Below are 25,688 nucleotides of genomic sequence, written 5' to 3'. Positions count from 1 at the left end.
GGCTGCGCGGTGGCGAGTCAACCCGTTCACTGATCGACGTGCTTTGCAGCACCTCGACCAATGAAGTTTGAACTATTCGAAAGATATAAGGAGACGGCTCGACTGTAGAGGCGCCCCGCGCCGCCCGGAAATGCCAAAAGAACCCCCGCCCATAACCTTTGGGCATGACCCCGGGGTTATTTGGAATTGTCGCCATGCGTCACTCCTTCTTACACTGCGCTTCTGTTCAATCCAACCGAATGAAGGCTCGAATGAAACTCTCCGTATTGATGGCATCCATGGCTGCCGCGGTGCTCTTCACCGCCACCGGCGCGCAAGCCGCCGACACGCTCGCCAAGATCGCCGAGTCCGGCAAGATCACGCTCGCCTACCGCGAGTCGTCGGTGCCCTTCAGCTACCTGGACGGCCCCAACAAGCCGATCGGGTTCTCGGTGGAACTCTCCAACGCCGTGGTCGAAGCGGTGAAGAAGAAGCTGAACAAGCCCAACCTGCAGGTCTCGCTGATGGCGGTCACCTCGCAGAACCGCATTCCGCTGATCACCAACGGCACCATCGACCTGGAGTGCGGCTCCACCACCAACAACAGCGCGCGCGGCAAGGACGTGGCCTTCGCGGTCAATCACTTCTACACGGGCACGCGCCTCCTGACGAAGAAATCCTCGAAGATCAAGGACTACGCCGACCTCGCCAAGAAAACCGTGGCCAGCACCACCGGCACCACCAATGCGCTGGTCATGCGAAAGTACAACACCGAGAAGAACCTGGGCATGGACATCGTGCTCGGCAAGGACCACGCCGATGCGTTCCTGCTGGTCGAAAGCGACCGCGCCGTCGCCTTCGCGATGGACGACATCCTGCTGTTCGGCCTGATCGCCAACGCGAAGACGCCGGCCGACTACGAAGTGGTGGGCGAGGCGCTGCAGGTCGAGCCCTACGCCTGCATGCTGCCCAAGGACGATCCGGCCTTCAAGAAGCTGGTGGACGACACCTTCATCGGCATGATGAAGAGCGGCGAGTTCGAGAAGCTCTACACCAAGTGGTTCATGCAGCCGATTCCGCCGAAGAATGTGCCGCTGAACCTGCCGATGAGCGATCAGCTGAAGGAAAACCTGAAAGCCTTCAGCGACAAGCCGGCCACTTGAGCTCGCCCCCAGGCTGCGCGCACTTCGTGTCGCTTTGCCAACCCCCTACCGGGGGCAATACCAGCGGCCCGGCAAAGCCGGTTCCGCGGTATTCCTGAAACAGAGAAAGACCATGGCTTCGACGAACGTAGTTGGCATCTTGGGGGGCATGGGCCCCGCGGCGGGCGCCGACTTCGTCCGGCTCTTCGTGCAGGCCTGCGCGCAGCAGATGCGCGCTCGCGGCGAGCCGGTGCGCGACCAGTCCTTTCCCGAACACTGGCTTGCGCAGGTGCCGGTGCCAGACCGCACGGACGCACTGGCCTCGGCCGACAGCGGCGCGCACCAGCCGCTCGAACCGATGCTGCAGGCGCTGGGCCGGCTGGCCGCGCTCGGCAGCCGCGCCGTGGCCATCGCCTGCAACACCGCGCACGCCTGGCACGGCAACCTGCAGGCGCGTTTTCCGCAGGTCGAGCTGCTGCACATGGCGCGCGAGACCGCGCAGCAACTGGCCGCACGGGGCGCCACCGAGGTGACGCTGATGGCCACCGAGGGCACTTACCGCGTGCGTCTTTACGAGCAGGCGCTGGCCGAAGCGGGCCTGGGCTGCCACGTGCCGCTGGCCGACGAGCGCCAGACCATCATGCGCGGCATCTTCGACGGCGTGAAGGCCGGCAACATGCCGCTTGCGGAGCAATGCTTCTCGGAGGTCGCGCTGCGCCTGGCCGAGCGGCACGGGCCCGTCACCATCATCATGGGCTGCACCGAGGTGCCGCTGGGGCTGCAGGGCTCGGCCGCCGTGGCCGGGCTGAGCCTGGTCGATCCCGCGCAGGTGCTCGCGGCCGCGCTGGCGCGCCGGGCGTACGGGACGCAGGGCCGACCCCACTGAATTTCCGGTCATAGAGGCGACTGGCCGATTTCGCCTACATTGCGGCGTGCGTTTTTCGCGCAACGCCCCTTGTCCGACGATTCAACTGGAGCCCCTTGAATGTCCCCACTTGACGACAGCCGTTCCGACTTCGATTCGCTTCGCCCCGGCGACAGCACCGAGCAGGGCGCCACGCGCCGCACAGCCCTGAAGGCCGCCATCGGCGTCGGCTATGCAGCCGCCGTGATGCCGGTGATGGCGCAGACCGCCATTTCCACCTCGGCCGAGGGCCTGAAGGCCGGCCCCATCAAGTACACGGTCAACGGCTTCGAGGTGCCCGCGTATGCCGCGGCGCCCGCCGGCAAGACCGGCCTGCCGGTCGTTCTGGTGATCCAGGAAATCTTCGGCGTGCATGAATACATCGCCGACACCTGCCGCCGCTTCGCCCAGCTGGGCTACCTGGCCATCGCTCCCGAGCTGTATGCGCGCCAGGGCGATCCGCGCGGCTACACCGACATTCCGAAGCTGCAGGCCGACATCGTCAGCAAGGTGCCCGACGCGCAGGTCATCGCCGACCTCGATGGCGCGCTGGCCTATGCCAAGGCCAACGGCGGCGACACCAGCAAGGCCGGCATCACCGGCTTTTGCTGGGGCGGGCGCATCGTCTGGCTCTATGCGGCCACCGGGAAGGTCAAGGCGGGCGTCGCCTGGTACGGCCGACTCGTCGGGCAGGCGAGCGACCTGCAGCCCAAGCACCCCATCGACATCGCCGCCAGCCTGCAGGCGCCGGTGCTCGGCCTCTACGGCGGAAAAGACCAGGGCATCCCCCTTGACACGGTTGATAAGATGAAAGCTGCTCTGGCCACCGGAACCGCGGCGGCCAAGGCATCGAGCTTCGTCGTGTACCCCGAGGCAGGCCACGCGTTCCATGCCGACTACCGCCCCAGCTACGTGAAGAGCGCAGCAGACGACGGATGGCAGCGCGCCACAGCCTGGTTCAAAGCCAATGGCGTCGCCTGACGACGGCGCCTTGTAGCCATCCCCGCCGAAGGCCGTCCTGTGTGACGGCCTTTTCCTTTTTATGAACGGTATGCGGTCCTGACGACCGCTCCTTTTGCGCAAGCAGCAGCTATGAATTTGATAGTCATCATCGCCGCGACCCTGGTCGCCGGCATCGGAAGTGTCTGGCTGGCGGCGTTGCTGCTGCGCGTGGGCGTGCGCAACGGCTCAGGCGGCGTGAACCCGCAGCATCTGTTGAGCCTGGCGGCCGGCGCGCTGCTCGCCACCGCCTTCATGCATCTCTTGCCCGAGGCTTTCGAAAGCCGCATCGAGCCGGCGCTGCTGTTCGCCGTGCTGCTGTTCGGGTTGGTGTTCTTCTTCCTGCTCGACAAGGCCGAGCTGTGGCACCACGGGCACGAGCATCACCATGGCAACACCCCAGAGGGGCCGGATGCGCACAAGGGTCATGACCACGCGCACGACCACGCACACGCTCACGACCACCATGGCCACGCACACAACCACGTCCCCAAGGGCGGCGGCAGCTGGGCCGTGCTCACCGGCGACAGCGTGCACTGCTTCGGCGACGGCATCCTCATCGCTTCGGCTTTCGTCGCCGACATTCGCTTGGGCCTCGTGGCTGCGCTGGCCGTGCTCGCGCACGAGGTGCCGCACCACATCGGCGATCTGGTGGTGCTGCGCCAGAGCTCGGCGAACCAGCGCGTGGCGCTCGTGAAGGTGTCGCTCGCCGGCACCATGACCATGCTCGGCGGCATCGCGGGCTGGTGGCTGGTCGACCAGTTGCACGGTTGGCTGCCGTACTTCCTGGTGCTGGCCGGGAGCAGCTTTGTTTATGTGGCGCTGGCCGACCTGATCCCTCAGCTGCAAAAACGCTTGCCCGCCCGCCAGACCGCCGCGCAGATCCTGTGGCTGGTCGCGGGCATCGTGCTGGTTACGCTGGTGAGCCGCCTTGCGCACGGCGAGCATGGGCATGACCACGGCCACGACGACCCCGGGCACGGCGAACACGGCCACGTCCACAAGGACTGACGACCGGGGCGCGGCAGCAGGGCGGGAAACTTTCCGACACCGACGCCACCGATCGGATGAACCGGAACGGCCGAAACAGGCGCACCATAGAGGCCGTTCAGCATTCATCAGCCGAGGAGCCGATCATGAATCACGTCGACGCCACCGCGCGTTCCGCTTCGCCATCCGAAGACGATGACGACAACACGCCAGCCGACGATTTCGAAGAAACCGACAGCGAAATCACCGACGACCTGTCGGAAGAAACCGGCATTGATCTCACCGATGCCAGCGAGCTCGATGCCGACAACGTGCCGGCCGACGAAGAGTTCGACCGCGTGATGAACGCCCCTGACTGATCCCCGTCAGGCCGCTTCCCGCCGCACGATCACCTGCCCGTTGCGCGCACCGCTGTGCACGCCGTGTTGCCAGGTGACGGCGCCATTCACGATCACCGCATCGATGCCTTCGGCCGGCTGCGTCGGTGTTTCGTAGTTCGCGGTGTCGCGCACTGTCGCGGCATTGAAGATGACCACGTCGGCATGGTGCCCCGGCTTCAGCGTGCCGCGTTCGTGCAGGCCGAAGTTGCGGGCGGTGAGCCCGGTCATCTTCCACACTGCCGTCTCCAGCGGGAACAGGCCCACGTCGCGGCTGTAGTGCCCGAGCACGCGCGGAAAGGTGCCCCACAAACGCGGATGCGGCTTCTCGCCGAGCGGAATGCCGTCGGAGCCGATCATGGTGTCTTCGAAGGCGAGGACGCGCTGCACATCGTCCTCGTCCATCATGAAATAGATCGCGCTGCCCGGCTGCAGGCGAACGGCCGCTTCTTCGCCCGACACGCCCCATTCGGCCGCGATGTCCTTCAGGTCACGGCCCGCGCATTCGGGGTGCGGCACGCTGGAGGCGATGAGCACGCGGCCGTCCATCATTCCGCGGTCGGTGCGGATCATGGTGGAGCCTGCGGTGTACGGGTAGCAATCCAGGCCGATGCACTGGTGCTGCATCGCTTCCTTGATGAAGGGCAGCGTCACCTTCGTCTTGCCGAAGTTCTGCGCGTTCTGCACCTTGTGGTGCGACACCACCACCGGGATGTCGAGCGCGCGGCCGATGTGGAAGGTTTCTTCGAGCGACTCCATCACGTGGTCGCTTTCGTCGCGCATGTGGGTCACGTAGAGCGCCTTGCGCGATGTGAGCGGGCGGCCGACTTCGATGATCTCCTCGGTCGTCGCCTTCACTGCGGGCGGGTAGAAGGTGCCGGTGGAAAGGCCGATGGCGCCGGCTTGCATCGCTTCCTCGACCAAGGCCTGCATCGCGGCGATTTCAACTTCGTTCGCAGGACGGTCGAGGTCGGACATCACCACCGCACGCAGCGTCGAATGGCCCACCATCGCGGCCACGTTCACCGATGACGGCGTGGCGCGCAGCGCATCGAGGTACGCGGCGAAGGTGGTGAAGCGACCCTCGGCCGGCGTGTCGAGCAGGCTCAGCGGCATCGGCAGGTCCATGTCGACGCGCAACGGCGCGGCGCTGATGCCGCAGTTGCCGGCCACCACCGTGGTCACGCCCTGTGACACCTTGAACGGCATCTGTGCCTGCGAGAGCACGGCCTGGTCGTCGTGTGTGTGCGAGTCGATGAAGCCCGGCGCGACGATGCGACCGGTGGCGTCGAGCGTCCGGTCGGCCGTGTGGCCCGTGAGCTTGCCGATGGCGGCGATGCGGCCGTCGACGATGCCGACGTCGGCATCGAAGCGTGGCGCCTTGGTGCCGTCGATCACGGTGCCGCCGCGGATCAGCAGGTCGTAGTGGGGTGTCTTGTCGGTCATTGGTGGGGTTCTTTCTTCAGCGGAAGTGGCAGGCGACCAAATGTGTGCTGGTGCCGCCATTCGAGGATGACGGGCGCTCGCTCAGCTCGGGCGTCTTCTCCTTGCACACGGCCTGGGCCATCGGGCATCGTGTGTGAAAGCGGCAGCCCGAAGGCGGATTCGCGGGACTCGGCGGATCGCCCTGCAGCAGCATGCGGCGGGCAGGCGTGCGCGGGTTGGGCACGGGCACGGCCGACAGCAGGATCTCGGTGTACGGATGCAGCGGTGCGGAGAACAGCGTGTCCCGGTCCGCGATCTCCACGATGTGCCCGAGGTACATCACCGCCACGCGGTGGCTGATGTGCCGCACCACGGCGAGGTCGTGCGCGACGAAGAGATACGCGATGCCGAACTCCGCCTGCAGGTCCATCAGGAGGTTGACCACCTGCGCCTGCACCGACACGTCGAGCGCGGAGACCGGCTCGTCGCAGACGATGAGCTTGGGGTTCAGTGCCAGTGCGCGCGCGATGCCCAGCCGCTGCCGCTGCCCGCCCGAGAACTCGTGCGGAAATTTCTTCGCGGCTTCAGGCCGCAAGCCGACGCGCGAAAACAGCCACTGCACGCGCTCGCGTCGCTCGGCCGCCGCGCCCATGCCGAAGTTGCGCAACGGCTCGGCCACGATGTCTCCGGCTGTCAGGCGCGGGTTCAACGAGGCGTACGGGTCCTGAAAAATGATCTGCAACTGCCGGCGGCGCAACCGCATCTCATTGGCCGAAAGCGTCAGCAGCTCCTCGCCATCGAGCGACACCGAACCCGAGGTCGGCTCGATCAGCCGCATCACCGACTTCGCGGTCGTCGTCTTGCCGCAGCCCGACTCGCCGACCAGCGACAGCGTTTCGCCGCGCGCGACGGAAAACGAAACCCCATCGACCGCCTGGATCGCCGGCTTGTCGGGCCGCAGCCACCGCTTGGGCGAGATGTAGTGCTTGCGCAGGTTGCGCACCTGGAGCAGCGGAACTGCGGTCGTCGTCATGCGGTCACCTCGGCTGCATCCGTTGCATCGGCCCATTGCTCTTCGACGGCGAAGCACGCCACCACATGGTCGCCGCCTTGCTGCGTGAGCTGCGGCGTCTCGACGCGGCAGCGCTCGCGCGCATGGCTGCAGCGCGCAGCGAAAGCGCAGCCGCGCCCCAGCTCGTGCGCGGCCGGTACCAGGCCCGGAATCTCCGTGAGCCGCGCGCTCGCCGTGTTCATCGCGGGCATCGAGGCCATCAGCGCGCGCGTGTAGGGATGCAGCGGTCGGTCGAAGAGATCGATCACGTCGGCCTCCTCGACTTTCTTGCCGGCATACATCACGACCACGCGGTCGCAGCTCTCGGCCACCACGCCCAGGTCATGCGTGATCATCACCACGCCCATGCCCAGCTCCTTCTGCAGCCGGCGGATGAGGTCGAGGATCTGCGCCTGGATCGTCACGTCCAGCGCGGTGGTCGGCTCGTCGGCGATCAGCACCTCGGGGTTGCAGGCCAGCGCCAGCGCAATCATCACGCGCTGCCGCATGCCGCCCGAGAGCTGGTGCGGATACTCGTTCACGCGCCGCTCGGGCTCGGGGATCTGCACCACGCGCAGCATCTCGACCGCGCGCTGCATCGCTTCGGCGCGGCTGGCCTTCTGGTGCAGCTGCACCGTCTCGGCGATCTGCCGGCCCACGGTGAGCACCGGGTTCAGCGAGGTCATCGGCTCCTGGAAGATCATCGAGATGCGGTTGCCGCGAATCTGCCGCATCTCGCGCTCGCTCAGCTGCATGAGGTCGGTGCCGCGCAGGCGCACCGCGCCCATGTGGCGGCCGGGCGGCGTGGGCACGAGCCGCAGGATCGAGAGCGCGGTCACGCTCTTGCCACAGCCCGATTCGCCGACCACGCCGAGCGTGCGGCCCGCGCGCACCGTGTACGAGACACCATCGACCGAGCGCACCACGCCGTTGAGCGTGTGGAAGTGCGTGCGCAGGTTGTCGAGTTCGAGCAGGGGCTCGCCGGGGGCGAGCGCAACATGGGACATGGGCTTCATGGTGCGCTCACAGTTGCCGAGCGAGACGCGGATCGAGCGCATCGCGCAGGCCGTCGCCCAGCAGGTTGATCGCCAGCACCGTGGCCGCCAGCAGCAGCCCCGGGTACAGGATGATGTGGAACGCCACCGCCACGAAGTTGCGGCCCTCGGCCATCATGTTGCCCCAGCTGGGTGTCTGCGCGGGCACGCCCACGCCGAGGAAGGAGAGGGCGGCTTCGGTGAGCACCGCGGCGGCCGCGACAAAGGTCGATTGCACGATCAGCGGCGCAATCATGTTGGGCAGCACATGGCGGAACAGGATGACCGGCAGCCGCGTGCCGACCGCATGCGCAGCTTCCACATAGAGTTGCTCCCGCAGCGTGAGCGCCAGCGAGCGCACCAGCCGCACCACGCGCGGTATCTCGGGCACCGTGATGGCCACGATCACCGTCGTGAGGCTCGCGCGCGTCACCGCCATGAGCGCAATCGCGAGCAGGATGCCGGGGATGGCCATGAGCCCGTCCATCACCCGCATCACCGGTCCGTCGGCCCAGCGCACGAAGCCCGCGAACAGGCCGATCAGCACGCCGAACACCGTCGCCAGCACCGCGACCGAGGCGCCGACGATCATCGATACCTGCCCGCCCCAGACCGCGCGGCTGAACACGTCGCGGCCCAGTGCGTCGGTGCCGAACCAGTGCTCTGCACCCGGTGGCTGCATGCGCGCGAGCGGGTCGATGTCCTGCGGGTCGTGCGTGGCGATCCACGGTGCGGCGATGGAGAGCGCAGCCACGGCGATCAGCAGCAGCGCGCCGATGATGAGCGTCGGGTGCTTGCGCACCCAGCGCCAGCGGGGCGGTACGAAGGGGGCATCCTCGACCGAGGATGCCGGCGCAGCGGGTAGGGGAAGGTCGCTCATCGGGAGTACGGTGGACATGGGCTCGTTCAGTACTGAATGCGCGGATCGAAGAGGCGGTAGCTCAGGTCGATCAGGAGGTTGATCAGCACGTACACACCCGCCGACAGCAGCAGCACGCTCTGGATCACCGGGTAGTCGTGGCGCTGCACCGAATCGATCACCAGCCGCCCAACGCCCGGAATGGCGAACACCGTCTCGGTGACCACCACGCCACCGATCAACAGCGCGATGCCCACGCCGATGGTCGTTGCGATGGGAATGGCCGCGTTGCGCAGCGCATGCCCCAGCACTGGCAGCACGCCCAGGCCTTTGGCGCGCGCGGTGCGGATGTAGTCCTCGTGCAGCACTTCGAGCACCGTGGCGCGCGTCATGCGCGTCACCAGCGCGATGTACACCAGGGCCAGGTTCACGCACGGCAGCACCAGCGAGCGCAGCCACTCGCCCGGTCCCTCCGCAAAGCGCACGTAGCCCTGCACCGGAAACCACGGCAGCTGGATCGCGAACGCGTAGATCAGCAGATAGCCCACGAGGAACACCGGCACCGAGAACGCGAGCACCGCGAACACCATCACCAGCCGGTCGACCCAGCTTCCCGCGCGGTAGGCCGCGAGCGTGCCCAGCGGCACCGCCACCACCAGCGTGATCAGCATGGTGAGCGCGGCGATCGACACCGTGGGCTCCAGCCGCTGGCCCAGCAGCTGCGACACCGGCACCTGCGTGAAGATCGAGGTGCCCAGGTCGCCCGTGAAGAGCTTGCCCAGCCACACCGCGAACTGCTGCCACAGCGGCAGGTTCAGCCCGAGCGCGGCGCGCAGCTTCTCGATGTCTTCCACGCTCGCGAGGTCGCCCGCAATCAGCGCGGCCGGATCGCCCGGCGACAGGTGGATCAACAGGAACACCACCACGGCCACCACCGCCATGACGGGGAGCGTCGAGAGAAAGCGTCGAACGATGTAGCCCATGGCAGTGCGCGCGTCGTGTGGCCGTTAGCGGTCGAGCGCCCAGAACATCGGCATGCCGGCCCAGAGCTTGTCCAGCCCCTTGAGGTTGGCGCGCGCGGCGAAGGCGGCTGAGTACTGGCCCGCGTTGATGTACGGCACGGCCTCGTAGGCGCGGGCCTGGAAGGCATCGAGCAGTTCGCGGCGCTTGGCGGGCACGGTCTCCTTCAGCCATGCGGTGCGCAGGTCGTCCAGCTGCTTGTCGCAGGGCCAGCCCGGCAGCGTGTTGCCGCAGGCCGCGCCCAGGTAGGCGTTGCTGATCGGCGAGTTGGCATCGAACTCGCCCGCCACCGTCACGTACATGTTCCAGCCGCCGGCCTCGGGCGCATCGCGCTTGGCGCGGCGCGCGCCGATGGAGGCCCAGTCCAGGTTCTGCGCATCGACGTTGATGCCGATGCTCTTCATGGTCTGCGCGGCCATCAGCGCCTCGGCGTTGAGGTAAGGCACGTCGCTCGGAACCAGCAGCACCACCTTCTCGCCCTTGTAGCCCGCATCGGCCAGCATCTTCTTGGCCTTGGCCACGTCGGCCTTGCGGTAGGGCTCGGCGCCGGCCGAGGTTTCGTTCGGGCTGCCGCAGATGAAGAAGGTGGGGCAGTAGGCCATGCGCATATCGAGCGGATAGCCCATGGCCGCGACGAAGCGCTCCTGGTTCACCGCCTGCAGCAGCGCCTGGCGCACCTTCGGGTTGTTGAAGGGCGGGTGCAACTGGTTCATGACCAGGAAGCCCTGGTAGGCGCCGCCCGAGCCGATCTTCACCGTGCTGTCGGTACGCAACGGCGCGATGTAGTCGGGCTGCAGTTGCTCGACGATGTCGACCTCGCCGCGCTTGAGTGCCGCGATGGCGCTGTTCGAGTCGGGCAGGTACAGCCACTCGACGCGCTCGAAGTTGCTCTTCTTGCTGCCCGCGAGGCCGTTCGGCGGTTCGCTGCGCGCCACGTAGTTGGGGTTGCGCACGAACACCGCCTTGTTGCCCGGCACCCATTCGTCGCGCTTGAAGATGAAGGGGCCCGAGCCCAGCACCTCGGTGAGCGGCGCGGTGGCCGGCATCCTGGCAAGGCGCTCGGGCAGGATCACCGGCGGAAAGCCCGAGGGCTTGGCCAGTGCGTCGAGCACCATGCCGAAAGGCTCGGTGAGCGTGAGCGTGAAGGTGCGCGCATCGCCTTGCTTCCACTCGGCGCCGCTTGCGGTCATCGCGCGGCCCAGGCTGTCGCGCGCGGCCCAGCGCTGCAGGGAGGCCACGGCATCGGCCGAGGTAACGGCGCTGCCGTCGGAGAACTTCAGGCCCGGGCGCAGCGTGAAGCTCCACTGCTTGCCGTCTTTGGACGCGGTGTACTTCTCGACCATCTGCGGTTGCGGCTTGCCTGTCGAATCCTGCGCGAACAGGGTGTCGTAGACCATGTAGCCGAAGTTGCGCGAGATGTAGGCCGTGGTGAAGGTCGGGTCGAGGATCTTCAGGTCCGCATGCGCCACCACCTTCAGCGTCTTGGGCGCGGGCGCCTGGGCGAGCGCCGGGAGGCACGCGGCGGAAAGCGCCAGGGCGGCAACGGCTGCAAGCGTTCGTCGTTTCATCGTCGGTACTCCGGTAGAGGCTGAAAAGAAGCGGGTCAGATTCATTCGCGAACACCGCGGAACCGGCTTTGCCGGGCCGCTGGTGTTGCCCCCTGGAAGGGGGTTGGAGGCCACACGAAGTGGGCAAGCCTGGGGGTCATGCCGTGATCGGCCACTTGGGCAGGCGTGCTTTCTTGTAGGGCAGGGTGTTCAAGTCGAGGGTGACTGCACCGGGCGCACCCGCGTAGATCACATGCTTCGCCACCTTCGAGTACGACGCATAGAAGTGTTGCGACGACTTCACGACGATGATCTTTTTCGCGGCCAGATCGCAGCCCAGCTGCGTGAACAGGTCGGTGCCCATCGCCTGGTTGCGCAGCGTGATCAGCACGATCTCGATGCCGTTGGTTTCGATGAGCGCGCAGTCGCCCATCGGCGTGGGCGTGCCTGCGAGACCGGTCATCACCAGGTCGTGCATCAACGCCTTCACGGTGCATTCCACATCGAGCGGGTCGCCCGAGAGCGGACTGATCTTGCCGCCGATGCGCATCGCGAGCTTCGCGCCCACGCCCGCATCGAAGGCGATGCGCACCGCGATCGGGTCCCACAGCGGGCCGAGTGCCGCGTTGGCGATGCCGCGCTCGAGCATGCGGCGCAGGATGAAGGTGGAGTCGCTCGCGGCGCCGCCGCCGGGGTTGTCGGCTCCGTCGGACAGCACCACGGGGCCGCCGTCGAAGGCCAGCGCTTCGTCGAGCGAGGCGTCGATGCTCGGGTAGTTGACCGTGAGGCCGTCGCGCATCGCGATCACCTCGTCGGCGAGCTGGCGGGCCAGTGCGTCGGCCTTGGCCTGGTCGCCATCGGTGTAGACCAGCACCTTGGTGCCCATCTCTGGCACGTCGCCCCACGAGAAGCCGTGCGTGAGCGAGACCGAGAGCACGCCGTCCTTGCCTTCGAGCGATTGCATGCGCTTGACGAAGCCAAGAGCAGGCTCCCGCGAGGTGTGCACGGTGACGATCATGTCGCAATCGACCACCGCGGCCACCGGCTTGACCTTGCCCTCGACCATCGCGGCGCAGATGTCCACCAGTTCGAGCCCGCGCTCGAGCACGTCGGTGTGTGGGTACTCCTTGAAGGAGATCATCAGGTCCGAGTTGGCGACCATCTCCGGCGTGAGGTGGTTGTGCGGATCGAGCTCGGCGCCGATCACCACCTTCGGCCCCACGATCTGCCGCACGCGCGCCAGCAGGTCGCCTTCGCAGTCGTCATAACCCTCGGCCACCATCGCGCCGTGCAGGCCGAGCAGCACCATGTCCACCGGCAGCACCGCGCGCAGGTCGCCGAGCAGCTCGTCGCGCAGCGTTTCGTAGGCATGGCGCGTGGTGGTGCCGCTGGGTTGCGCGCCGGCCACCATGCCTTCGAAGAGTTGCCAGCCCTTGTCGGCGCCGCGCATGCGTGCGGCCCACAGCGGGCCCGAGAACAGTGTCATTGCATCGGGGTGCTTGCCGGCGGGGAAGTGGCCGCGGTCCTTGAATGAAGCGAGGCCGGTCGGCATCGGGCCGAAGGTGTTGGTCTCGGTGGCGAGGGAGGCGCTGAAGACACGCATGGGGTTGTCTCTGTGGTTGTTGTGGGAGTGTCTTGTCAGGCGACTGCAGCGGTGCGCAGGCGCTGCGGCCCGAGCATTTCGGCCGTGAGCCCGAAGGCCGCGATGCGCTCGGGCAATGGCAGCCCGCGTGCCAGTGCGGCGCAGGCTTCGCCCATCGCCGCCGAGGTCTGGATGCCGTAGCCACCCTGTGCCGCGACCCAGAAGAAGCCGGGCGCATCGGGCTCGAAGCCGCCGACCAGGTCGCCGTCGGCCACGAAGGAACGCAGGCCCGCCCAGGTGCGCGTGGGGCGGCGGATGGCCAGCGTGGTCGCCTCCTCGATGCGGTGGATCGCGATGGCGATGTCCAGCTCCTCGGGCTGCACGTCCTGCGGATCGACCGGGTCGGCATTGGCCGGCGAGCCGAGCAGCATGCCGGCATCGGGCTTGATGTACCAGCCTTCGTCGGCATTGAAGACCATCGGCCAGTGCGCAACGCTCTCGCCTTCGGGCGGCGCGAAGATGAAGGCCGAGCGGCGGCGCGGCTCGATGCCCAGGGGGCGCACGCCTGCGAGCTTCGCGACGGTATCGACCCATGCGCCCGCGGCATTGAGCAGCACCGGCGCTTCGTAGACATTGCCGCCGGCCGTCACGCGCCAGCGTTCGCCGATGCGCTCGATGGCCGTGACTTCCGCATCGCACACCAGCTTGCCGCCCGCCTTGCGCATGCCGCGCAGATAGCCCTGGTGGATGGCATGCACATCCATGTCGGCCGCTTCGGGTTCGTACACGCCGCCGGCCACCTGCTCGGGACGCAGGGCGGGCACCATCGCGAGCGCTTCTTCACTGCTCAGGCGCTTGGCGCCCGTGTCCATGGCGCGCAGCACGTCCCAGTGGGCGTCGAGTTCTGCGAGTTGCGCCGTGCCGCCGACCATCAGCGCGCCGCGCGGCGTGAGCAGCGGGTGTTCGGAGAAGCCCTCGGGAGGATGTTGAAGAAACGCGCGGCTCGCCATGGTGAGGGCGCGCACCTGCGGCGTGCCGTAGCTTTCCATGAAGAGCGCGGCCGAGCGGCCGGTGGAGTGGTAGCCCGGTTGCGCTTCGCGTTCCAGAAGGATCACGCTGGCATGCGGCGCGAGCCAGTGGGCCACCGAAGCCCCGGCAATGCCGCCGCCGATCACGAGGTAGTCGGCCACGGTAAGTGTTGTTGTGCTGAGAGTCATCGCTGAAAAGTGTAGGAAGAAATTTGCGTATACGCAAATTATTTGCAGCTGACCAAGGGGAAACCATGGTGCACCGTATCGGTGAAATTTGCGTCAATGCAATTTGCGTATACGCAACTTCCGCGCCTGCGTCATCCGGGTTGCCATGGATGGTGCGCGGCCCCGCTGGCAGAATCGCCATGCACCACAAAGAGAAAGCCAAGCGTGAATCCACACACAGGGACCAAGCCGGGGACGAAGCAAAAGGACGAGGCGCCCACGCTGGACCGCACCACTTTCGGTCACCGCCTGCGCACCGCGCGCAAGCGCTTCGGCTGGACGCTGGCGCAACTGGCCGAGCGTTCGGGCGTGTCGATCACCACCATCTCGCGTGCGGAGCGCGGCCAGCTCGCGCTGGGCTACGAGAACTTCGCCGCGCTGGGTCGCGCGCTGGAGATGGACATGAACGCGATGTTCGCGGGCGCCGGCGTCAAGCCCGCGCAATTCGACGGGCCGGTGGTCACGCGCGCGGGCAAGGGCGTGGTCTACCGCGGTCTCTCGTTCGCCTACGAGTTCCTCGGCACCACGGCGGCCGGCAAGCAGATGAGCCCCGTCGTCGGCACGGTGCATGCGCGCCGCATCAACGGCCCGGAAGACTTCGCACGGCATCCGGGCGAGGAGTTCGCCTATGTGCTGTCGGGCGAGATCGAGGTGCACTTCGACACGGGCGAAGTGGTGCACCTGGCGCGCGGCGATTCGCTGTACTACGACAGCAGCATCGGCCATGCGTACGTGAGCGTGAGCCGGCAGCTCGCGAAGATCGTCGGCGTGACCTCGGGGGAGAGCGGGCACATGAAGTCGGCGCGCGAGGCGCCTGCGCTGAAGCCGGCGCGCAAGGTGGCCGCGGCGAAGAAGACGGCGCGCGGCAGCAAGGGTTGAGTGGTCTGGCCTGTCGGCGGCAGACCGCAACCCATCTACGCCACGGCCATCGCGACGAGCTTCGCGCAGCCCCCTCAGCCGAGTTGCTCGGCAAGCCCGACGATGATGCCCTCAGGCCCGCGGATGTAGGCGAGCCGATACGATTTCTCGTACTGCATCTGGCCAATGAGTTCTGCGCCATGGGCCTGCATCCGCGAAACGACGGCGTCGATGTCATCGACGGCAAACATGATGCGACGAAGACCCAAGGCGTTCACGGGCGCGTCCACGGGACCGAACCTGACCGCCGCCGGCGTGTGGAACTTGTCCAGTTCGATTCCCTGCCCATCGGGAGTGCGCAGCATCGCGAGGGTGGCCCGGACGTCTCCAAGGCCTATGAGGCTCCCGACATCAGGCCCTTCCACTGTGGATTGGCCCTCGAGTTCGAGGCCCAGCTCGATGAAGAAAGCCTTCACCGCTTCGAGATCGTCGACAACGATCAGGACGTTGTCCATTCGCTTGATTGTCATGTGCTTGGGGTCCTCTTTCAACGGCGTCGTGGCATGGGGAATCGGCGTCCGGGCCGGATGGCGCGGCATCGCGCCGGTGCTCATCCCGGTCGAGCAATCGGTCCGGTGTCTGCGTGCCTTGTACGCGTTCGGGACAACGCCCGTCAAGTCATCGCGCTGTCGCCGATTTGCGCCGCATTCCCGCTCCGGCTCGCTATGCTGGCGCCCGCCATTCATTTCGAGAAAAGAGAACCACCATGACCATGCGCTCCTCGTCCTTCTTCGCCCTGCGCTCCGTCGCCATCGCCTGCGGCTTCGCCCTGGGCGCCGTCGCCGCGCAGGCCGCGCCCGACGCGAAACTGCTCGCCGCCGCCGAGAAGGCGCAACCCGCCGTCATCGACAACCTCAAGGAGATGGTGCAGATCGAATCGGGCAGCCTGAATGTCGAGGGCCTCCTCAAGATGGCCGATGTGATCGAGGGCCGCCTGAAGGCCGCGGGCTTCAAGACCGAGCGCCGCAAGACGGAGGCCGGCGCGGGCGCCGACATCATCATCGGCACGCTCAAGGGCACCGGCAAGCGCAAGATCATGCTGCAGGGCCACATGGACACGGTGTATGCCGCCGGCATCCTCGGCAGCCAGCCCTACAAGGTGGACGGCAATCGCATCTACGGCCCGGGCATCGCCGACGACAAGGGCGGCATCGCGGTGATGCTGGCCTCGCTCAAGATCCTGGCCGATGCGGGCTGGCGCGACTACGACACGCTCACGGTGCTCGTGAACCCCGATGAAGAAGTGGGCTCGGTGGGTTCGGGCGAACTCATCGCCACCACGGCCGATCTGCACGACACGGTGCTGTCGTTCGAGCCGACGGCTGCCAAGTCGGTGGCCAAGGGCGAGTCGCTGCTGCTGGGCGCAGCCGGCATCGCGCAGGCCACGATGGAAGTGAAGGGCCGCGCGGCGCACGCGGGCGCCGCGCCCGAGCTGGGCCGCAACGCGCTGTACGAACTGTCGTACCAGATGCTGCAGACCAAGGACCTTGCGAAGGACATTCCGGGCGTGACGCTCAACTGGACCGTGGCGCGCGCCACCGGCCCGATCAACCAGATCACCGAGAAGGCGCAGGCGCTGGGCGACATCCGCATCACGCAGCCGGGTGCCGAGAAAAAACTCAATGAAGTGCTGCAGGCGAAGATCGCGAGCGGCAAGCTGATCCCCGACACGGAGACGACGGTGAAGGTCGAGGTCGGCCGCCCGGCTTTCGTGGCGGGCGCGAAGGGCCGTGCACTGGCCGAGAAGGCGCAGGCGATCTACAAGGAAATCGACCGCGACCTCGCGCTCACGCCGATGACCGGCGGCGGCACCGATGCGGGCTATGCGGGCCGCTCGGGCAAGGCCACGGTGGTCGAGAGCTTCGGCCTCGCGGGCTTCGGGTATCACGCACGCGACGAATACATCGAAGTCGATTCGATCGTGCCGCGCATCTACCTCGTCACACGCCTGCTGACCGAGATCGGCAAGCAGTAAGCGGCGCGAGGGCGGCCGGACGGCCTCGGTTTCAGGGCTGCTGGCGAGGCGGCTCGCCGGGGCGGGCCGGTGGCTTGTGGGCCGCGGCCGCAGCGGCCGCCGCCGCGGCGTGCTGTTGAGCCTGTTGCTGCTGCTGCTGGCGCGCCTGGGCTGCCTGCTGTTGCTGTTGGCGCATCTGGGCCTGTTGCGCCTGCTGCTGTTGCTGCATCTGCTGCTGGCGTTGTTGCTGCTGTTGTTGCATCGCCTGCTGCTGTTGTTGTGCGCGTGCGGCCTGGGCTTGTTGTTGCTGCTGTTGCTGTTGCTGTTGCTGTTGCTGGCGGCGCATCTGGTCCTGCTGCTGGCGGGCCTCGTTCTGGGCCTGCTGCTGCTGCCGTTGTTGCTGTTGTTGCTGGGCCTGTTGCCGCTGGATCTGCTGCTGTTGCGCCTGTTGCTGCTGGGCCGCGCGGGCCTGTTGCTGCGCCTGCTGCTGTTGCTGTTGCATCTGCTGGCGGCGTGACTGGTCCTGTTGCGCCTGCTGGGCCTGTTGGGTTTGCTGCTGCTGGCGCTGCCGGTCCTGCAACGCGCGCTGCTGTTGTTGCTGGGCTTGCTGGGCGGTGGCGCGCGCCTGCTGTTGCTGTTCCATTTGCTGGCGGCGCAACTGTTCCTGCTGTTGCTGCTGCTGGACACGGGCCTGTTGTTGTTGCGGCGGCTGCTGGTTGGGGGCATGCGCCTGTTGTTGGGCCTGGGCCTGTTGTTGTGCCTGCTGCGCTTGCTGGCGTCGTGCCTGGTCCTGCTGCTGCATCTGTGCCTGCCGGGCCTGCTGTTGCTGTTGGGCTTGCTGGGCCTGCAGCTGCTGTGCCTGATGTTGTTGAGCCTGCTGCTGTGCGCGTTGCTGGGCTTGCTGTTGCTGCAATTGTTGCTGTTGTGCCGCGGCCTGCTGCTGCCGCGCCTGTTGTTGTTGCTGTTGCTGCTGCTGTTGCTGCAGTTGTGCGAACTGCGCCTGTTGTTGCTGCTGCGCAGAGTTGGGCGGCGGCGCGCCGGGCGGCATACCACGCGGACCACCGTTGCGGTCGTTGTTGTTGTAGACATTCCGCACGTTGTTGACCACCGTGGTCGAGCGCGAGATGTAGGTGCTGTTGTTGTAGACCACCGCGGGCCGTGCGTAGGCCGGCTGCACCATGCGGTCGGGGCCGCGGTCACGACCGCGATCGCGCGGCGCGCCCCAGTTCATGTTCCATGCGTTCCAGCCCCAGCCGTGGCGCTCCAGCGCGGCGCCGACGATCACGCCCGTGCCGAATGCCAGCGCACCGGCCGCTGCAACCTGGCCGCGGCTGTAGCCGGGCGCGACCTCCATGGGTGGCGGTGCATAGGCATAGCCGGGGTACACGGGCAAAGGCTCGCCGTAGATCACCTGCGGGTCGTAGCGCGGCACGTACACCACGTCGGACTGCACGGGTTCGATGGTGATCAGTTGCTGCGGCGGCTCGATCACGGCGGGCCCGCCGTAGACCGGCTGCATGTCCGGCGCCGGCACGTAGTCGCGCGGCGCGGCGGCGCTGGCCACTCGCAGCTTGTCGTTGTTCTTCAGCCGGCCCGCCTTCGATGCGCGCTGCCGCATGACCTGGATCGCGTTCATCACGTCGGCCGGGTCGTTGTAGTAGGCCTTGCCGAGCGATTCTGTCCAGGTGATGTTGCCTGCGAGCTGGTCGAGCACGGGGCGGAAGGCGGTGAGCGATTTCACGCTCGGGTCCCACGGCTGCTGGTTGGCTGCGTCGGCGAGTGGGCCGGCCTTGAGCCTGCTGTTCTGTCCGAGCCAGTCGTGCGCGGCGGTGATCTGCTCGGGGTAGGTGGCGCCGGCCAGGATCTGTGCGACCAGCTTGTCGGGATAGAGCGCGATGGGCGCGACCAGTTGGTAGAGCTGCTCTGCCGATGGCGGCGTGTAGGCGACCGGCACCGGTGCCGCGGGCGCCGCGGCAGGGGCTTGCGGCACCGTGGGCGGAGGCATCGAGATGGCCGGGTCCGCGGTAGCGCTCGGTGGCGCGGCGGCGGGTGGTGCGGCTTTGTCGCAGCCCGCGAGGGCGAGCGCGCCAATGCACAGCGAAACCGCGAGAAGGCGAGGGGCGCGGGAGAAGGGGGGACGTTGGATGTTCATAGGAGTTCCATCAAGGCGCCGACGTCACGCCTGACTCTCTCAACGGTCCCTGACGGTCTGCGATGACCGATCCTGCGCCTGTGATGCAACCGTCTGTGTCGTCCGGGCCCTGCTGCCGGTGTGGGGCACCGCCCACACGCGGGCAACCGTCGCCTACTTGGCGCCGCCGGAGTACTTGGTGACGCTGGTGGCGCTCACGTGGTAGCCGCTCACGCCCATCATGGAATCGTTGCGCTGTGTCTGCAGCTTGCCGGTGACCCACACCGTGTCCATGGCGCGGAACTTGGCGCCCTTCTGCGGAATGACGTGCAGGATCTGGTTGGCCGGCGGCGGCGGCGTGTGGATGCAGGCGCCGAAGTAGGGCACGAGCAGGAACTCGGTGACTTCGCCCTTGGCCTCTTCGAGCGGCACGATGAAGCCCGGGATCTTGATCTCGGCGCCATTCATCGCGGGGTTGGTCGGCGCGTTGTTCGACACCTCCTGCATCTTCATGAGCATCTCGTTGGCGCGCGGGTCGCCGTCGTCCAGCGCGCTCAGGTCCATGCCCTTGAACTCCTTGGCCGGGTCCCAGTCCTTGGGCACCAGCTCTTCCCAGGTGATCTGGCGCGGCTGGCCCGGCGTGCCCTTGGCGACGACGGGTGCTGCCGCCTTGCCGCCGAGCGGGTTCGATGCGGTGGTGTCCTTGGGCGCGGGCTCGGCGGCCCACGCGGCCGCTGCGAGGCCGGCACCGGCGAGCAGCATTGAAAGGCGAGTGAAAGCTTGGATCGTGGAGGTCTTCATGGTTCAAATCCTCGGTGAGAGGCCGTCCGCCAGTGAGAGTCGGTAGGCACGGATGCCAGGCAAGAGGCTTGCCAGCCAACCTGCGACCAGCAGGCTCGCCATCAGCAGCCATTCGTTGAGTGTAGGTTCCGAGAGGCTCAGTGTCAGCCCGAACTGCGACTGCAGCCACGGCGACAGCAGGGCGATGCCGAGCACCGCCATCACCACGCCGAAGGCCACGCCCAGCACGGTGACCATGGCGCCTTCGAGCGCGAGCAGCGCCAGCACATGGCGCAAACCCGCGCCCACGGCGCGCAGCACGGCCAGTTCGCGCCGCCGCTCGTTCAGGCCTGCCATCACCACCGAGACCAGGCCCGCGAGGCTGACGAGCGCGACCAGGGCCGACATCAGCAAGAGCGCGTTCTCGCCGATGCCGATCACGCTCCAGAGTTCGTCGAGCGCCACGCCGGGAAGGATAGCCATCAGCGGTTCGCCGTTGTAGGTCGAAATCCAGCGCTGCACGCCGAACACCGCGGCGCGGTTCTTCAGGCCCACGAGCGCGGCCGTCACGTTCTTGGGCGTGAGGTCGAACTTGCGCACCTGCTCGGCGGGAATCTTCACGCCCGGCATCGGCGCGCCGCCCACCCATTCGAGGTGGATGGCTTCCATGGCCTCCAGGCCGATGTGCACCGTGCGGTCGACCGGCGTGCCGGTGCGCGCGAGCACGCCGACCACGGTGAAGGGCTTGTCGGCATGCTCGGCCACGTTGAGTTCGCCGCTGCCGTGGGCGAGCGTGATCTTCTGGCCCAAGTGGTAGCCGAGCTTGTCGGCCACTTCCGCACCGACCACCGCATCGAAGAGTTCGCTGAAGGGCTTGCCCTCGCGCAGCTTCAACAACTGCTTGTCGCCGTAGCGAAAGCGCGCGAAGTACTCGGGCGAGGTGGCCAGCACCGCGAAGCCGCGGTGCGAATCGCCCAGCGACAACGGCACGACCCAGTCGACGCCCTGGTGCGCGGCCAGCGCCTGCACGCTCTTCCACGAGATGTTGTTGGTGGCCGCACCGATGCGGAACACCGAGTACAGCAAGAGCTGCGTGGAGCCGGTGCGCGCGCCGACGATGAGGTCGGTGCCCGAGACGGACGACGCGAAGTTCTCGCGCAGTTCGGTGCGGATGCGTTCCACGCCGAGCAGCAGGAAGGTCGAGAGCGCAATCGAGAACACGGTAAGCGCGAGCGTGAAGCGGCGGTTCCAGGCGCTGCGCCACGCAATCGAGAAGAGTGCGTTCATGCATCCACCGCCATTGCGCTGGATGCCGCGCGATTGATCTCAGGCAGCAGCACATGCCGCGCAAAGCGCTGCGCAATGCGCTGGTCATGGCTCACGAACACGAGCGCGCTGTGGTTCACCGCGCAGGCCGTGAGCAACACGTCGAGAAAGGCTTCGCGCCGGTCTTCGTCGAGCGCGGAGGTCGGCTCGTCGGCAATCACCACCTCGGGCTGGCCGATGAGCGCGCGCGCCGCGGCCACGCGCTGCTGCTGGCCCACGGAGAGCTGCAGTGCCTGGCGCTTCCAGAGGTTGCGGTCCAGGCCCATCTGGTCGAGCAGGTGTTCGGCTTCTTCGCGCGAGCTGCCGCTGCGCGCGGCCTGCGCCTCGCGCCGGGCCGAGAAGCGGCAGGGCAGCAGCACGTTGTCGAGCACGCTCAGGTAAGGCAGCAGGTTGAACTGCTGGAAGATGTAGCCCACGTGCGCCACGCGGCAGCGGTCGCGCGCGGCGCCCGAGAGCTTGGACCAGTCGTGTCCCAGCAGCGTGACGCGGCCCTCGTCGGCCACCAGCACGCCCGCCAGCAGCGACAGCAGCGTGCTCTTGCCGCAGCCGCTCGGGCCATGCAGGAACACCGATTCACCGGCGGTGATGCGGAAGGCCTCGATGTCGATGCACGGCGTCTTCACGCCGGGCCACGCAAAGCGCAGCGATTCGGCCGCAAGCACGACGCGCAGGGGCGTCGGGTCGGCCTGCAAGGCGGTGTTCACAGTCTTACTTGCCCCAGCCAAGGCGTGCGGGCTGGGCCGCCTGCGCACCTGTGGGGCGCTTGAGCTGGCGCTTGAACTGGCCTTGCGACGAAGCGATCTGCGAATCGATCTGGCGCAGGCCCTTGAACACGCTGAACAGGTTCAGGTCGATGAACTTCGCAGCCGCTGCATTGGTGCAGTTGAAGGAGAAGGTGGCGTCGAGGTCCGCATGACCCACGGGCTCGTTCGGGTCGGGGTTGCCGAGGCCGAGCGCGCCGGAGCGCAGGTCGACCGGGCCGAGCTTGCAGTTGGCAGCGGGGTCGATGGCAAAGAGCTTGTCGGCCGCGCGCAATTGGGCGATGGCGTCGGCCACGGTTTTCTTCTCGGCATCGGTCTTCGGTGCGCGTTCGAAGCCGACGATGTTGTCGAGCGGGGATTCCATGTCGATCACCACCGTGGGACCGTCGATGGCCACGTCCAGCTTCATCTGGCCGTGCACATGCGCATGCTGCTGCTGGGCTTGCGCGGAGAGGAACGGGGCTGCTGCGAAAAGCGCTGCAGCGATTGCGAGACCGGAGTTGCGTCGGAGTCGGATGTGTTTCATGGTTCTGCGCCTTGCCGGGTCGGCAGCCCCGGCGTGTTGCTCCATTCGCTCCAGCTGCCGGCATAGAGCGCGGTCGTCCCGAGCCCGGCGATCTGCATCGCAAGCAGGTTGGGCACCGCGCTCACGCCGCTGCCGCATTGGTGGACGACCGTCGCCGCATCGCGTCCCGCGAGCAGCGCTTCGAACTCGGCACGCAATCGCGATGCCGGCTTGAACTTGCCGTCGGGGCCGAGGTTGTCGGCGAAGGGCCGGTTCAGGGCCCCGGGGATGTGACCGGCAATCGGGTCCAGAGGTTCCACCTCGCCGCGATATCGTGCACCGGCCCGTGCGTCGATCAGCTGCTGGTCAGGTTGGCCGAGACTATGCAACACGGTGGCGGTAGTCACCAGCCTGGCCAGCGGCTCGTCCGGTACGAAATTCGACTGGAAACGCGCGGGTTCTTCGTGGTCGGTCACTTCGCCGCCCGCGGCCTGCCAGGCCTGCAGGCCGCCGTCGAGAACGGCCACCGCGTCGTGGCCCATCCACTTGAGCATCCACCACAGGCGCCCGCAGTAGTTGGCGCCGTTGCGGTCGTACACCACGGCCTGCATGTCGTTGGAGAAGCCGACGCTCGAGAGCCAGGCCGCGAACTTCTCGCGGCTGGGCAGCGGGTGGCGGCCACCCGAGGCGGGCACGCCGTCTTCCTGCGCCACCACCACATCGCCATGGGCGCCGGGCATGCCGTGCTTTGCGCTGAGGTCGGTGTCGAGGTTGGCGTACTGCGCGCCGGGAATGTGCGCGGCCGCGTAGAGCTGCGGGCCGGCCTCGGGTTTCATGAGTTCGAAGCTGCAGTCGAACACCATGTGGGGCGTATCGCTGTTCTGCAGTTGCTGGAGCTGTTCGACGCTGATGAGGGTGGTGTACATGGCGTGTTCTCCTTCGACGGGATGGTTCTTCAGTGTTCTTCGGCCGGCGCCTTGGGCACCGCCCGCTGGCGCAGTATGGTGGCCGCGATGCCGCTCACCACGATGAGCGCCATGCCGCCCCAGCCGGCGGCGTCGATGCGGTCGTCGAACAGCACCACGCTGTAGAAGGCCGCAAAGACAATGCCCGAGTACTGCAGGTTGGCCACCACCAGGGTGCCGGCCTGGGTCTTGGCGGTGGCGTAGGCGCGCGTCATGCAGAGCTGCCCGAGGGCGGCGAGCAGTCCGATGGGCAGCAGCCACAGCGCATGCTGCCAGGTCCACGAACTGCCGCCCGAGAAACCGGTGGCGGCGGTGGCGAAGGCCCCGGCCACGGCGGAGCCGACCGCGAAATAGAACACCGTGCGCAGCTCCGGCTCGCCGATGCGCGACAGCGCCACCACCTGCATGTAGGCGAAGGCGGCCGTGAGGCCCGAGAGCAGGCCCAGCATGCCCGCGAAGCCCTCGTTGCCGTTGACCGTGGGCTTGAGCATCAGCACCACGCCGATGAAGCCCGCGAGCACGGTCATCGCCAGCGCGCCCTGCAGGGGCGGCTTTTCGACGCGCCCGTCGCGCCCGGGCACCGGCACCCAGGCCAGCAGCGTGCCGCCGATGAGGAAGGCCGCGACCCAGACGCTGCTCATGTAGTTGAGCGTGACGGCGGTGGCCAGCGGCAGGTGGGCGATGGCGTAGAACCATGCGCCCAGCGAGATCACGCCGATGGTGCTGCGCCAGGCGTGCATGCCGGGGTAGCTGGTGGCCAGCGAGACGCGGAGTTTGCGTGACAGCAGCCAGAGAAAAACGATGCCGATGAGGCCGCGGCCCAACACCATCTCGCCGCTGTTGAACCACTGCGAGGCCACCTTGACCACGACGCTCATCGTCGCGAACAAAAAGGCGCCGAGCACCATCCAGAGCGCTTGCATCGTCTCGACTCTAAGTAAGGGAAAAGGGTGCCCCGGCAGGTGCGGGGCGGGGCGATGTCACGCGGTTTGCTGCATGGCCGTTCGATACCACTCGTGGAACTGCTGCATGCCGTCTTCCATCGGGCTCTGGTACGGGCCGGTCTCGTTGTCGCCGCGCAGCATCAGCGCGCGGCGGCCGGCGTCCATGCGCTCGGCGATCTCGTCGTCTTCCACGCAGGTTTCCATGTAGGCGGCCTGCTGGGCCTCGACGAATTCGCGCTCGAAGGCGACGATTTCCTCGGGGTAGAAGAACTCGACCATGTTGAGCGTCCGGGTCGGGCTCACCGGGTGCAGCGTCGACACGGTGAGCACGTGCGGATACCACTCGATCATCACGTGCGGGTAGTAGGTCAGCCAGATCGCGCCGTACTTCGGCGGCTTGCCGTCGCGGTACTTGAGCAGTTGCTCCTGCCACTTCTGGTAGATGGGGCTGCCCGCCCGGCCCAGGCGGTTGGCCACGCCCACCGTCTGCACCGAGTAGTTGGAGTTGAACTCCCAGCGCAGGTCGTCGCAGGTGACGAAGCTGCCCAGGCCCGGGTGGAACGGGCCGACGTGGTAGTCCTCCAGGTAGACCTCGATGAAGGTCTTCCAGTTGTAGTTGCACTCGTGCAGCTCGACGCGATCGAGCGTGTAGCCCGAGAAATCGAGGTCGGCCTGTGGGCCCAGGCCGCGCATGTCGGCGGCCACGTCGCGGCCCGTGCCGTCGGCGTTTTTCTCGAACAGGAGGCCGTTCCACTCGGTGAGCGGGTAGTTGTGCAGGTGCAGGCAGGGGTCCTGCTCGAAATGCGGCGCGCCGATCAGCGTGCCCGTGGTGCGCGGGTCGCTCGCGGCGTAGGTCCAGCGGTGCAGCGGGCAGACGATGTTGCCGCCAGCCTGGTTGTCCAGCTGGCCGCGGCCCTGCAGGATCAGCGCCTGGCGGTGGCGGCACACGTTGGAGATCAGCTCCACGCCCTTGGGCGTGTGGACCAGCGCGCGACCCTGGTGCTCCTGCGGCAGGGTGTGGAAGTTGCCCATTTCGGGCACGGCGAGGCGATGGCCGACATAGCGGGGCCCTCGCGCAAAAAGGTTCTGCATTTCGCGGGCGTACAGGGCCTCGTCGAAATACGCGGAAACTGGAAGTTGGCTCGCGGCCTGCTGCAGTTGAAGACTTAAATCAGACATGGAGGACCTGACCAAGCTCCCCACAGGGAGAAAAAAAGGAAATAACGGAAGGCGCCGTCT

Annotated in this window: 25 protein-coding genes; 7 read left to right on the top strand and 18 right to left on the bottom strand. The window is 67.2% G+C overall.

The features are described from left to right. Window positions 1-196: hypothetical protein (locus M2282_RS27310; protein WP_280811916.1), on the bottom strand; the 196-nt coding region annotated here is incomplete at its 3' end. A gap of 55 nt (window positions 197-251) precedes the next feature. Here M2282_RS27310 and M2282_RS27305 point away from each other — a divergent pair. The 5 genes from M2282_RS27305 to M2282_RS27285 all read left to right on the top strand — a co-directional run bounded on the left by M2282_RS27305 (window position 252) and on the right by M2282_RS27285 (window position 4,373). Next, complete coding sequence (locus M2282_RS27305; protein WP_280811915.1) at window positions 252-1,142, top strand: transporter substrate-binding domain-containing protein; 891 nt, start codon at window positions 252-254, stop codon at window positions 1,140-1,142. Window positions 1,143-1,254: 112 nt separating this feature from the next. Then, entirely contained in the window at window positions 1,255-2,007 is a 753-nt protein-coding gene (locus tag M2282_RS27300) for an aspartate/glutamate racemase family protein (protein ID WP_280811914.1), read from the top strand. 99 nt (window positions 2,008-2,106) lie between these two features. Continuing rightward, window positions 2,107-3,006 carry a dienelactone hydrolase family protein gene (locus M2282_RS27295; RefSeq protein ID WP_280811913.1) on the top strand — a complete coding sequence of 300 codons (900 nt, stop codon included), beginning with the start codon at window positions 2,107-2,109 and terminating at the stop codon, window positions 3,004-3,006. A 111-nt stretch (window positions 3,007-3,117) separates the two neighbouring features. Further along, window positions 3,118-4,035 carry a ZIP family metal transporter gene (locus M2282_RS27290; RefSeq protein WP_280811912.1) on the top strand — a complete coding sequence of 306 codons (918 nt, stop codon included), beginning with the start codon at window positions 3,118-3,120 and terminating at the stop codon, window positions 4,033-4,035. 125 nt (window positions 4,036-4,160) lie between these two features. Next, window positions 4,161-4,373 (top strand): hypothetical protein, encoded by a 213-nt coding sequence (locus M2282_RS27285; RefSeq protein ID WP_280811911.1) that lies wholly within the window; start codon window positions 4,161-4,163, stop codon window positions 4,371-4,373. Window positions 4,374-4,379: 6 nt separating this feature from the next. Here M2282_RS27285 and M2282_RS27280 read toward each other — a convergent pair whose 3' ends face one another. From M2282_RS27280 to M2282_RS27245, 8 genes are all read right to left on the bottom strand, one after another. Continuing rightward, the gene (locus tag M2282_RS27280) at window positions 4,380-5,837 is read right to left on the bottom strand and encodes an N-acyl-D-amino-acid deacylase family protein (RefSeq protein WP_280811910.1); all 1,458 of its coding nucleotides are present in this window, start codon (window positions 5,835-5,837) and stop codon (window positions 4,380-4,382) included. Between the two features lie 16 nt (window positions 5,838-5,853). Further along, window positions 5,854-6,849: an ABC transporter ATP-binding protein gene (locus M2282_RS27275; protein WP_280811909.1), complete on the bottom strand. Its 996-nt coding sequence runs from the start codon at window positions 6,847-6,849 to the stop codon at window positions 5,854-5,856. Next, complete coding sequence (locus tag M2282_RS27270; RefSeq protein WP_280811908.1) at window positions 6,846-7,883, bottom strand: ABC transporter ATP-binding protein; 1,038 nt, start codon at window positions 7,881-7,883, stop codon at window positions 6,846-6,848. The genes M2282_RS27275 and M2282_RS27270 overlap by 4 nt, the downstream gene beginning before the upstream one ends. A gap of 7 nt (window positions 7,884-7,890) precedes the next feature. Beyond that, window positions 7,891-8,781, bottom strand: a complete 891-nt coding sequence (locus tag M2282_RS27265) for an ABC transporter permease (protein WP_432422948.1) — start codon at window positions 8,779-8,781, stop codon at window positions 7,891-7,893. A gap of 26 nt (window positions 8,782-8,807) precedes the next feature. Next, window positions 8,808-9,743, bottom strand: a complete 936-nt coding sequence (locus M2282_RS27260) for an ABC transporter permease (RefSeq protein ID WP_013540151.1) — start codon at window positions 9,741-9,743, stop codon at window positions 8,808-8,810. A 24-nt stretch (window positions 9,744-9,767) separates the two neighbouring features. Continuing rightward, entirely contained in the window at window positions 9,768-11,348 is a 1,581-nt protein-coding gene (locus M2282_RS27255; RefSeq protein ID WP_280811906.1) for an ABC transporter substrate-binding protein, read from the bottom strand. 136 nt (window positions 11,349-11,484) lie between these two features. Further along, window positions 11,485-12,930, bottom strand: coding sequence for a M81 family metallopeptidase (locus M2282_RS27250; protein ID WP_280811905.1), 1,446 nt, complete (start codon window positions 12,928-12,930; stop codon window positions 11,485-11,487). Between the two features lie 35 nt (window positions 12,931-12,965). Then, entirely contained in the window at window positions 12,966-14,126 is a 1,161-nt protein-coding gene (locus M2282_RS27245; protein WP_280811904.1) for an NAD(P)/FAD-dependent oxidoreductase, read from the bottom strand. A gap of 204 nt (window positions 14,127-14,330) precedes the next feature. Between M2282_RS27245 and M2282_RS27240 the strand changes: the two genes are divergently transcribed. Then, window positions 14,331-15,044: a helix-turn-helix domain-containing protein gene (locus M2282_RS27240; RefSeq protein WP_280811903.1), complete on the top strand. Its 714-nt coding sequence runs from the start codon at window positions 14,331-14,333 to the stop codon at window positions 15,042-15,044. 74 nt (window positions 15,045-15,118) lie between these two features. Here the strand turns inward: M2282_RS27240 and M2282_RS27235 are convergent, their stop codons facing one another. Continuing rightward, on the bottom strand, window positions 15,119-15,553 hold the full coding sequence (locus M2282_RS27235; protein ID WP_280811918.1) for a VOC family protein: 435 nt from the start codon (window positions 15,551-15,553) through the stop codon (window positions 15,119-15,121). Between the two features lie 236 nt (window positions 15,554-15,789). Between M2282_RS27235 and M2282_RS27230 the strand changes: the two genes are divergently transcribed. After that, complete coding sequence (locus M2282_RS27230) at window positions 15,790-17,058, top strand: glutamate carboxypeptidase (RefSeq protein WP_280811902.1); 1,269 nt, start codon at window positions 15,790-15,792, stop codon at window positions 17,056-17,058. A gap of 31 nt (window positions 17,059-17,089) precedes the next feature. On the opposite strand, the gene M2282_RS27225 is transcribed toward M2282_RS27230, so the two are convergent. The 8 genes from M2282_RS27225 to M2282_RS27190 form a co-directional block, all read right to left on the bottom strand. Continuing rightward, complete coding sequence (locus tag M2282_RS27225) at window positions 17,090-19,189, bottom strand: DUF3300 domain-containing protein (RefSeq protein ID WP_280811901.1); 2,100 nt, start codon at window positions 19,187-19,189, stop codon at window positions 17,090-17,092. 153 nt (window positions 19,190-19,342) lie between these two features. Continuing rightward, entirely contained in the window at window positions 19,343-19,969 is a 627-nt protein-coding gene (locus M2282_RS27220; RefSeq protein ID WP_280811900.1) for a DUF3299 domain-containing protein, read from the bottom strand. 3 nt (window positions 19,970-19,972) lie between these two features. Continuing rightward, the gene (locus tag M2282_RS27215; RefSeq protein WP_280811899.1) at window positions 19,973-21,235 is read right to left on the bottom strand and encodes an ABC transporter permease; all 1,263 of its coding nucleotides are present in this window, start codon (window positions 21,233-21,235) and stop codon (window positions 19,973-19,975) included. After that, a complete protein-coding gene (locus M2282_RS27210) occupies window positions 21,232-21,978 on the bottom strand; it encodes an ABC transporter ATP-binding protein (protein ID WP_280811898.1) in 747 nt (248 codons plus the stop codon). Before M2282_RS27210 ends, M2282_RS27215 begins: the two co-directional genes overlap by 4 nt. Before the next feature lie 4 nt (window positions 21,979-21,982). Next, window positions 21,983-22,561: a DUF2796 domain-containing protein gene (locus M2282_RS27205; RefSeq protein ID WP_280811897.1), complete on the bottom strand. Its 579-nt coding sequence runs from the start codon at window positions 22,559-22,561 to the stop codon at window positions 21,983-21,985. Continuing rightward, window positions 22,558-23,466: a sulfurtransferase gene (locus M2282_RS27200; protein WP_280811896.1), complete on the bottom strand. Its 909-nt coding sequence runs from the start codon at window positions 23,464-23,466 to the stop codon at window positions 22,558-22,560. The genes M2282_RS27205 and M2282_RS27200 overlap by 4 nt, the downstream gene beginning before the upstream one ends. A 29-nt stretch (window positions 23,467-23,495) precedes the next feature. Continuing rightward, window positions 23,496-24,428 carry a DMT family transporter gene (locus M2282_RS27195; protein ID WP_280811895.1) on the bottom strand — a complete coding sequence of 311 codons (933 nt, stop codon included), beginning with the start codon at window positions 24,426-24,428 and terminating at the stop codon, window positions 23,496-23,498. Window positions 24,429-24,485: 57 nt separating this feature from the next. Next, complete coding sequence (locus tag M2282_RS27190) at window positions 24,486-25,628, bottom strand: aromatic ring-hydroxylating oxygenase subunit alpha (protein WP_280811894.1); 1,143 nt, start codon at window positions 25,626-25,628, stop codon at window positions 24,486-24,488. Window positions 25,629-25,688: the final 60 nt, after the last annotated feature.

The sequence above is a fragment of the Variovorax boronicumulans genome (assembly GCF_029892485.1).
In the GTDB taxonomy this organism is placed as follows: domain Bacteria; phylum Pseudomonadota; class Gammaproteobacteria; order Burkholderiales; family Burkholderiaceae_C; genus Variovorax; species Variovorax boronicumulans_B.
Note: the sequence above shows the minus strand (reverse complement) of the source record. Positions and strands in the feature narration are given on the sequence as shown.

Coding starts and splice junctions, on each gene's coding strand:
- M2282_RS27305 (WP_280811915.1), top strand. CDS start 252: ATGAAACTCTCCGTATTGATGGCATCCATGGCTGCCGCGGTGCTCTTC.
- M2282_RS27300 (WP_280811914.1), top strand. CDS start 1,255: ATGGCTTCGACGAACGTAGTTGGCATCTTGGGGGGCATGGGCCCCGCG.
- M2282_RS27295 (WP_280811913.1), top strand. CDS start 2,107: ATGTCCCCACTTGACGACAGCCGTTCCGACTTCGATTCGCTTCGCCCC.
- M2282_RS27290 (WP_280811912.1), top strand. CDS start 3,118: ATGAATTTGATAGTCATCATCGCCGCGACCCTGGTCGCCGGCATCGGA.
- M2282_RS27285 (WP_280811911.1), top strand. CDS start 4,161: ATGAATCACGTCGACGCCACCGCGCGTTCCGCTTCGCCATCCGAAGAC.
- M2282_RS27280 (WP_280811910.1), bottom strand. CDS start 5,837: ATGACCGACAAGACACCCCACTACGACCTGCTGATCCGCGGCGGCACC.
- M2282_RS27275 (WP_280811909.1), bottom strand. CDS start 6,849: ATGACGACGACCGCAGTTCCGCTGCTCCAGGTGCGCAACCTGCGCAAG.
- M2282_RS27270 (WP_280811908.1), bottom strand. CDS start 7,883: ATGAAGCCCATGTCCCATGTTGCGCTCGCCCCCGGCGAGCCCCTGCTC.
- M2282_RS27265 (WP_432422948.1), bottom strand. CDS start 8,781: ATGAGCGACCTTCCCCTACCCGCTGCGCCGGCATCCTCGGTCGAGGAT.
- M2282_RS27260 (WP_013540151.1), bottom strand. CDS start 9,743: ATGGGCTACATCGTTCGACGCTTTCTCTCGACGCTCCCCGTCATGGCG.
- M2282_RS27255 (WP_280811906.1), bottom strand. CDS start 11,348: ATGAAACGACGAACGCTTGCAGCCGTTGCCGCCCTGGCGCTTTCCGCC.
- M2282_RS27250 (WP_280811905.1), bottom strand. CDS start 12,930: ATGCGTGTCTTCAGCGCCTCCCTCGCCACCGAGACCAACACCTTCGGC.
- M2282_RS27245 (WP_280811904.1), bottom strand. CDS start 14,126: ATGACTCTCAGCACAACAACACTTACCGTGGCCGACTACCTCGTGATC.
- M2282_RS27235 (WP_280811918.1), bottom strand. CDS start 15,553: ATGACAATCAAGCGAATGGACAACGTCCTGATCGTTGTCGACGATCTC.
- M2282_RS27230 (WP_280811902.1), top strand. CDS start 15,790: ATGACCATGCGCTCCTCGTCCTTCTTCGCCCTGCGCTCCGTCGCCATC.
- M2282_RS27225 (WP_280811901.1), bottom strand. CDS start 19,189: ATGAACATCCAACGTCCCCCCTTCTCCCGCGCCCCTCGCCTTCTCGCG.
- M2282_RS27220 (WP_280811900.1), bottom strand. CDS start 19,969: ATGAAGACCTCCACGATCCAAGCTTTCACTCGCCTTTCAATGCTGCTC.
- M2282_RS27215 (WP_280811899.1), bottom strand. CDS start 21,235: ATGAACGCACTCTTCTCGATTGCGTGGCGCAGCGCCTGGAACCGCCGC.
- M2282_RS27205 (WP_280811897.1), bottom strand. CDS start 22,561: ATGAAACACATCCGACTCCGACGCAACTCCGGTCTCGCAATCGCTGCA.
- M2282_RS27200 (WP_280811896.1), bottom strand. CDS start 23,466: ATGTACACCACCCTCATCAGCGTCGAACAGCTCCAGCAACTGCAGAAC.
- M2282_RS27195 (WP_280811895.1), bottom strand. CDS start 24,428: ATGCAAGCGCTCTGGATGGTGCTCGGCGCCTTTTTGTTCGCGACGATG.
- M2282_RS27190 (WP_280811894.1), bottom strand. CDS start 25,628: ATGTCTGATTTAAGTCTTCAACTGCAGCAGGCCGCGAGCCAACTTCCA.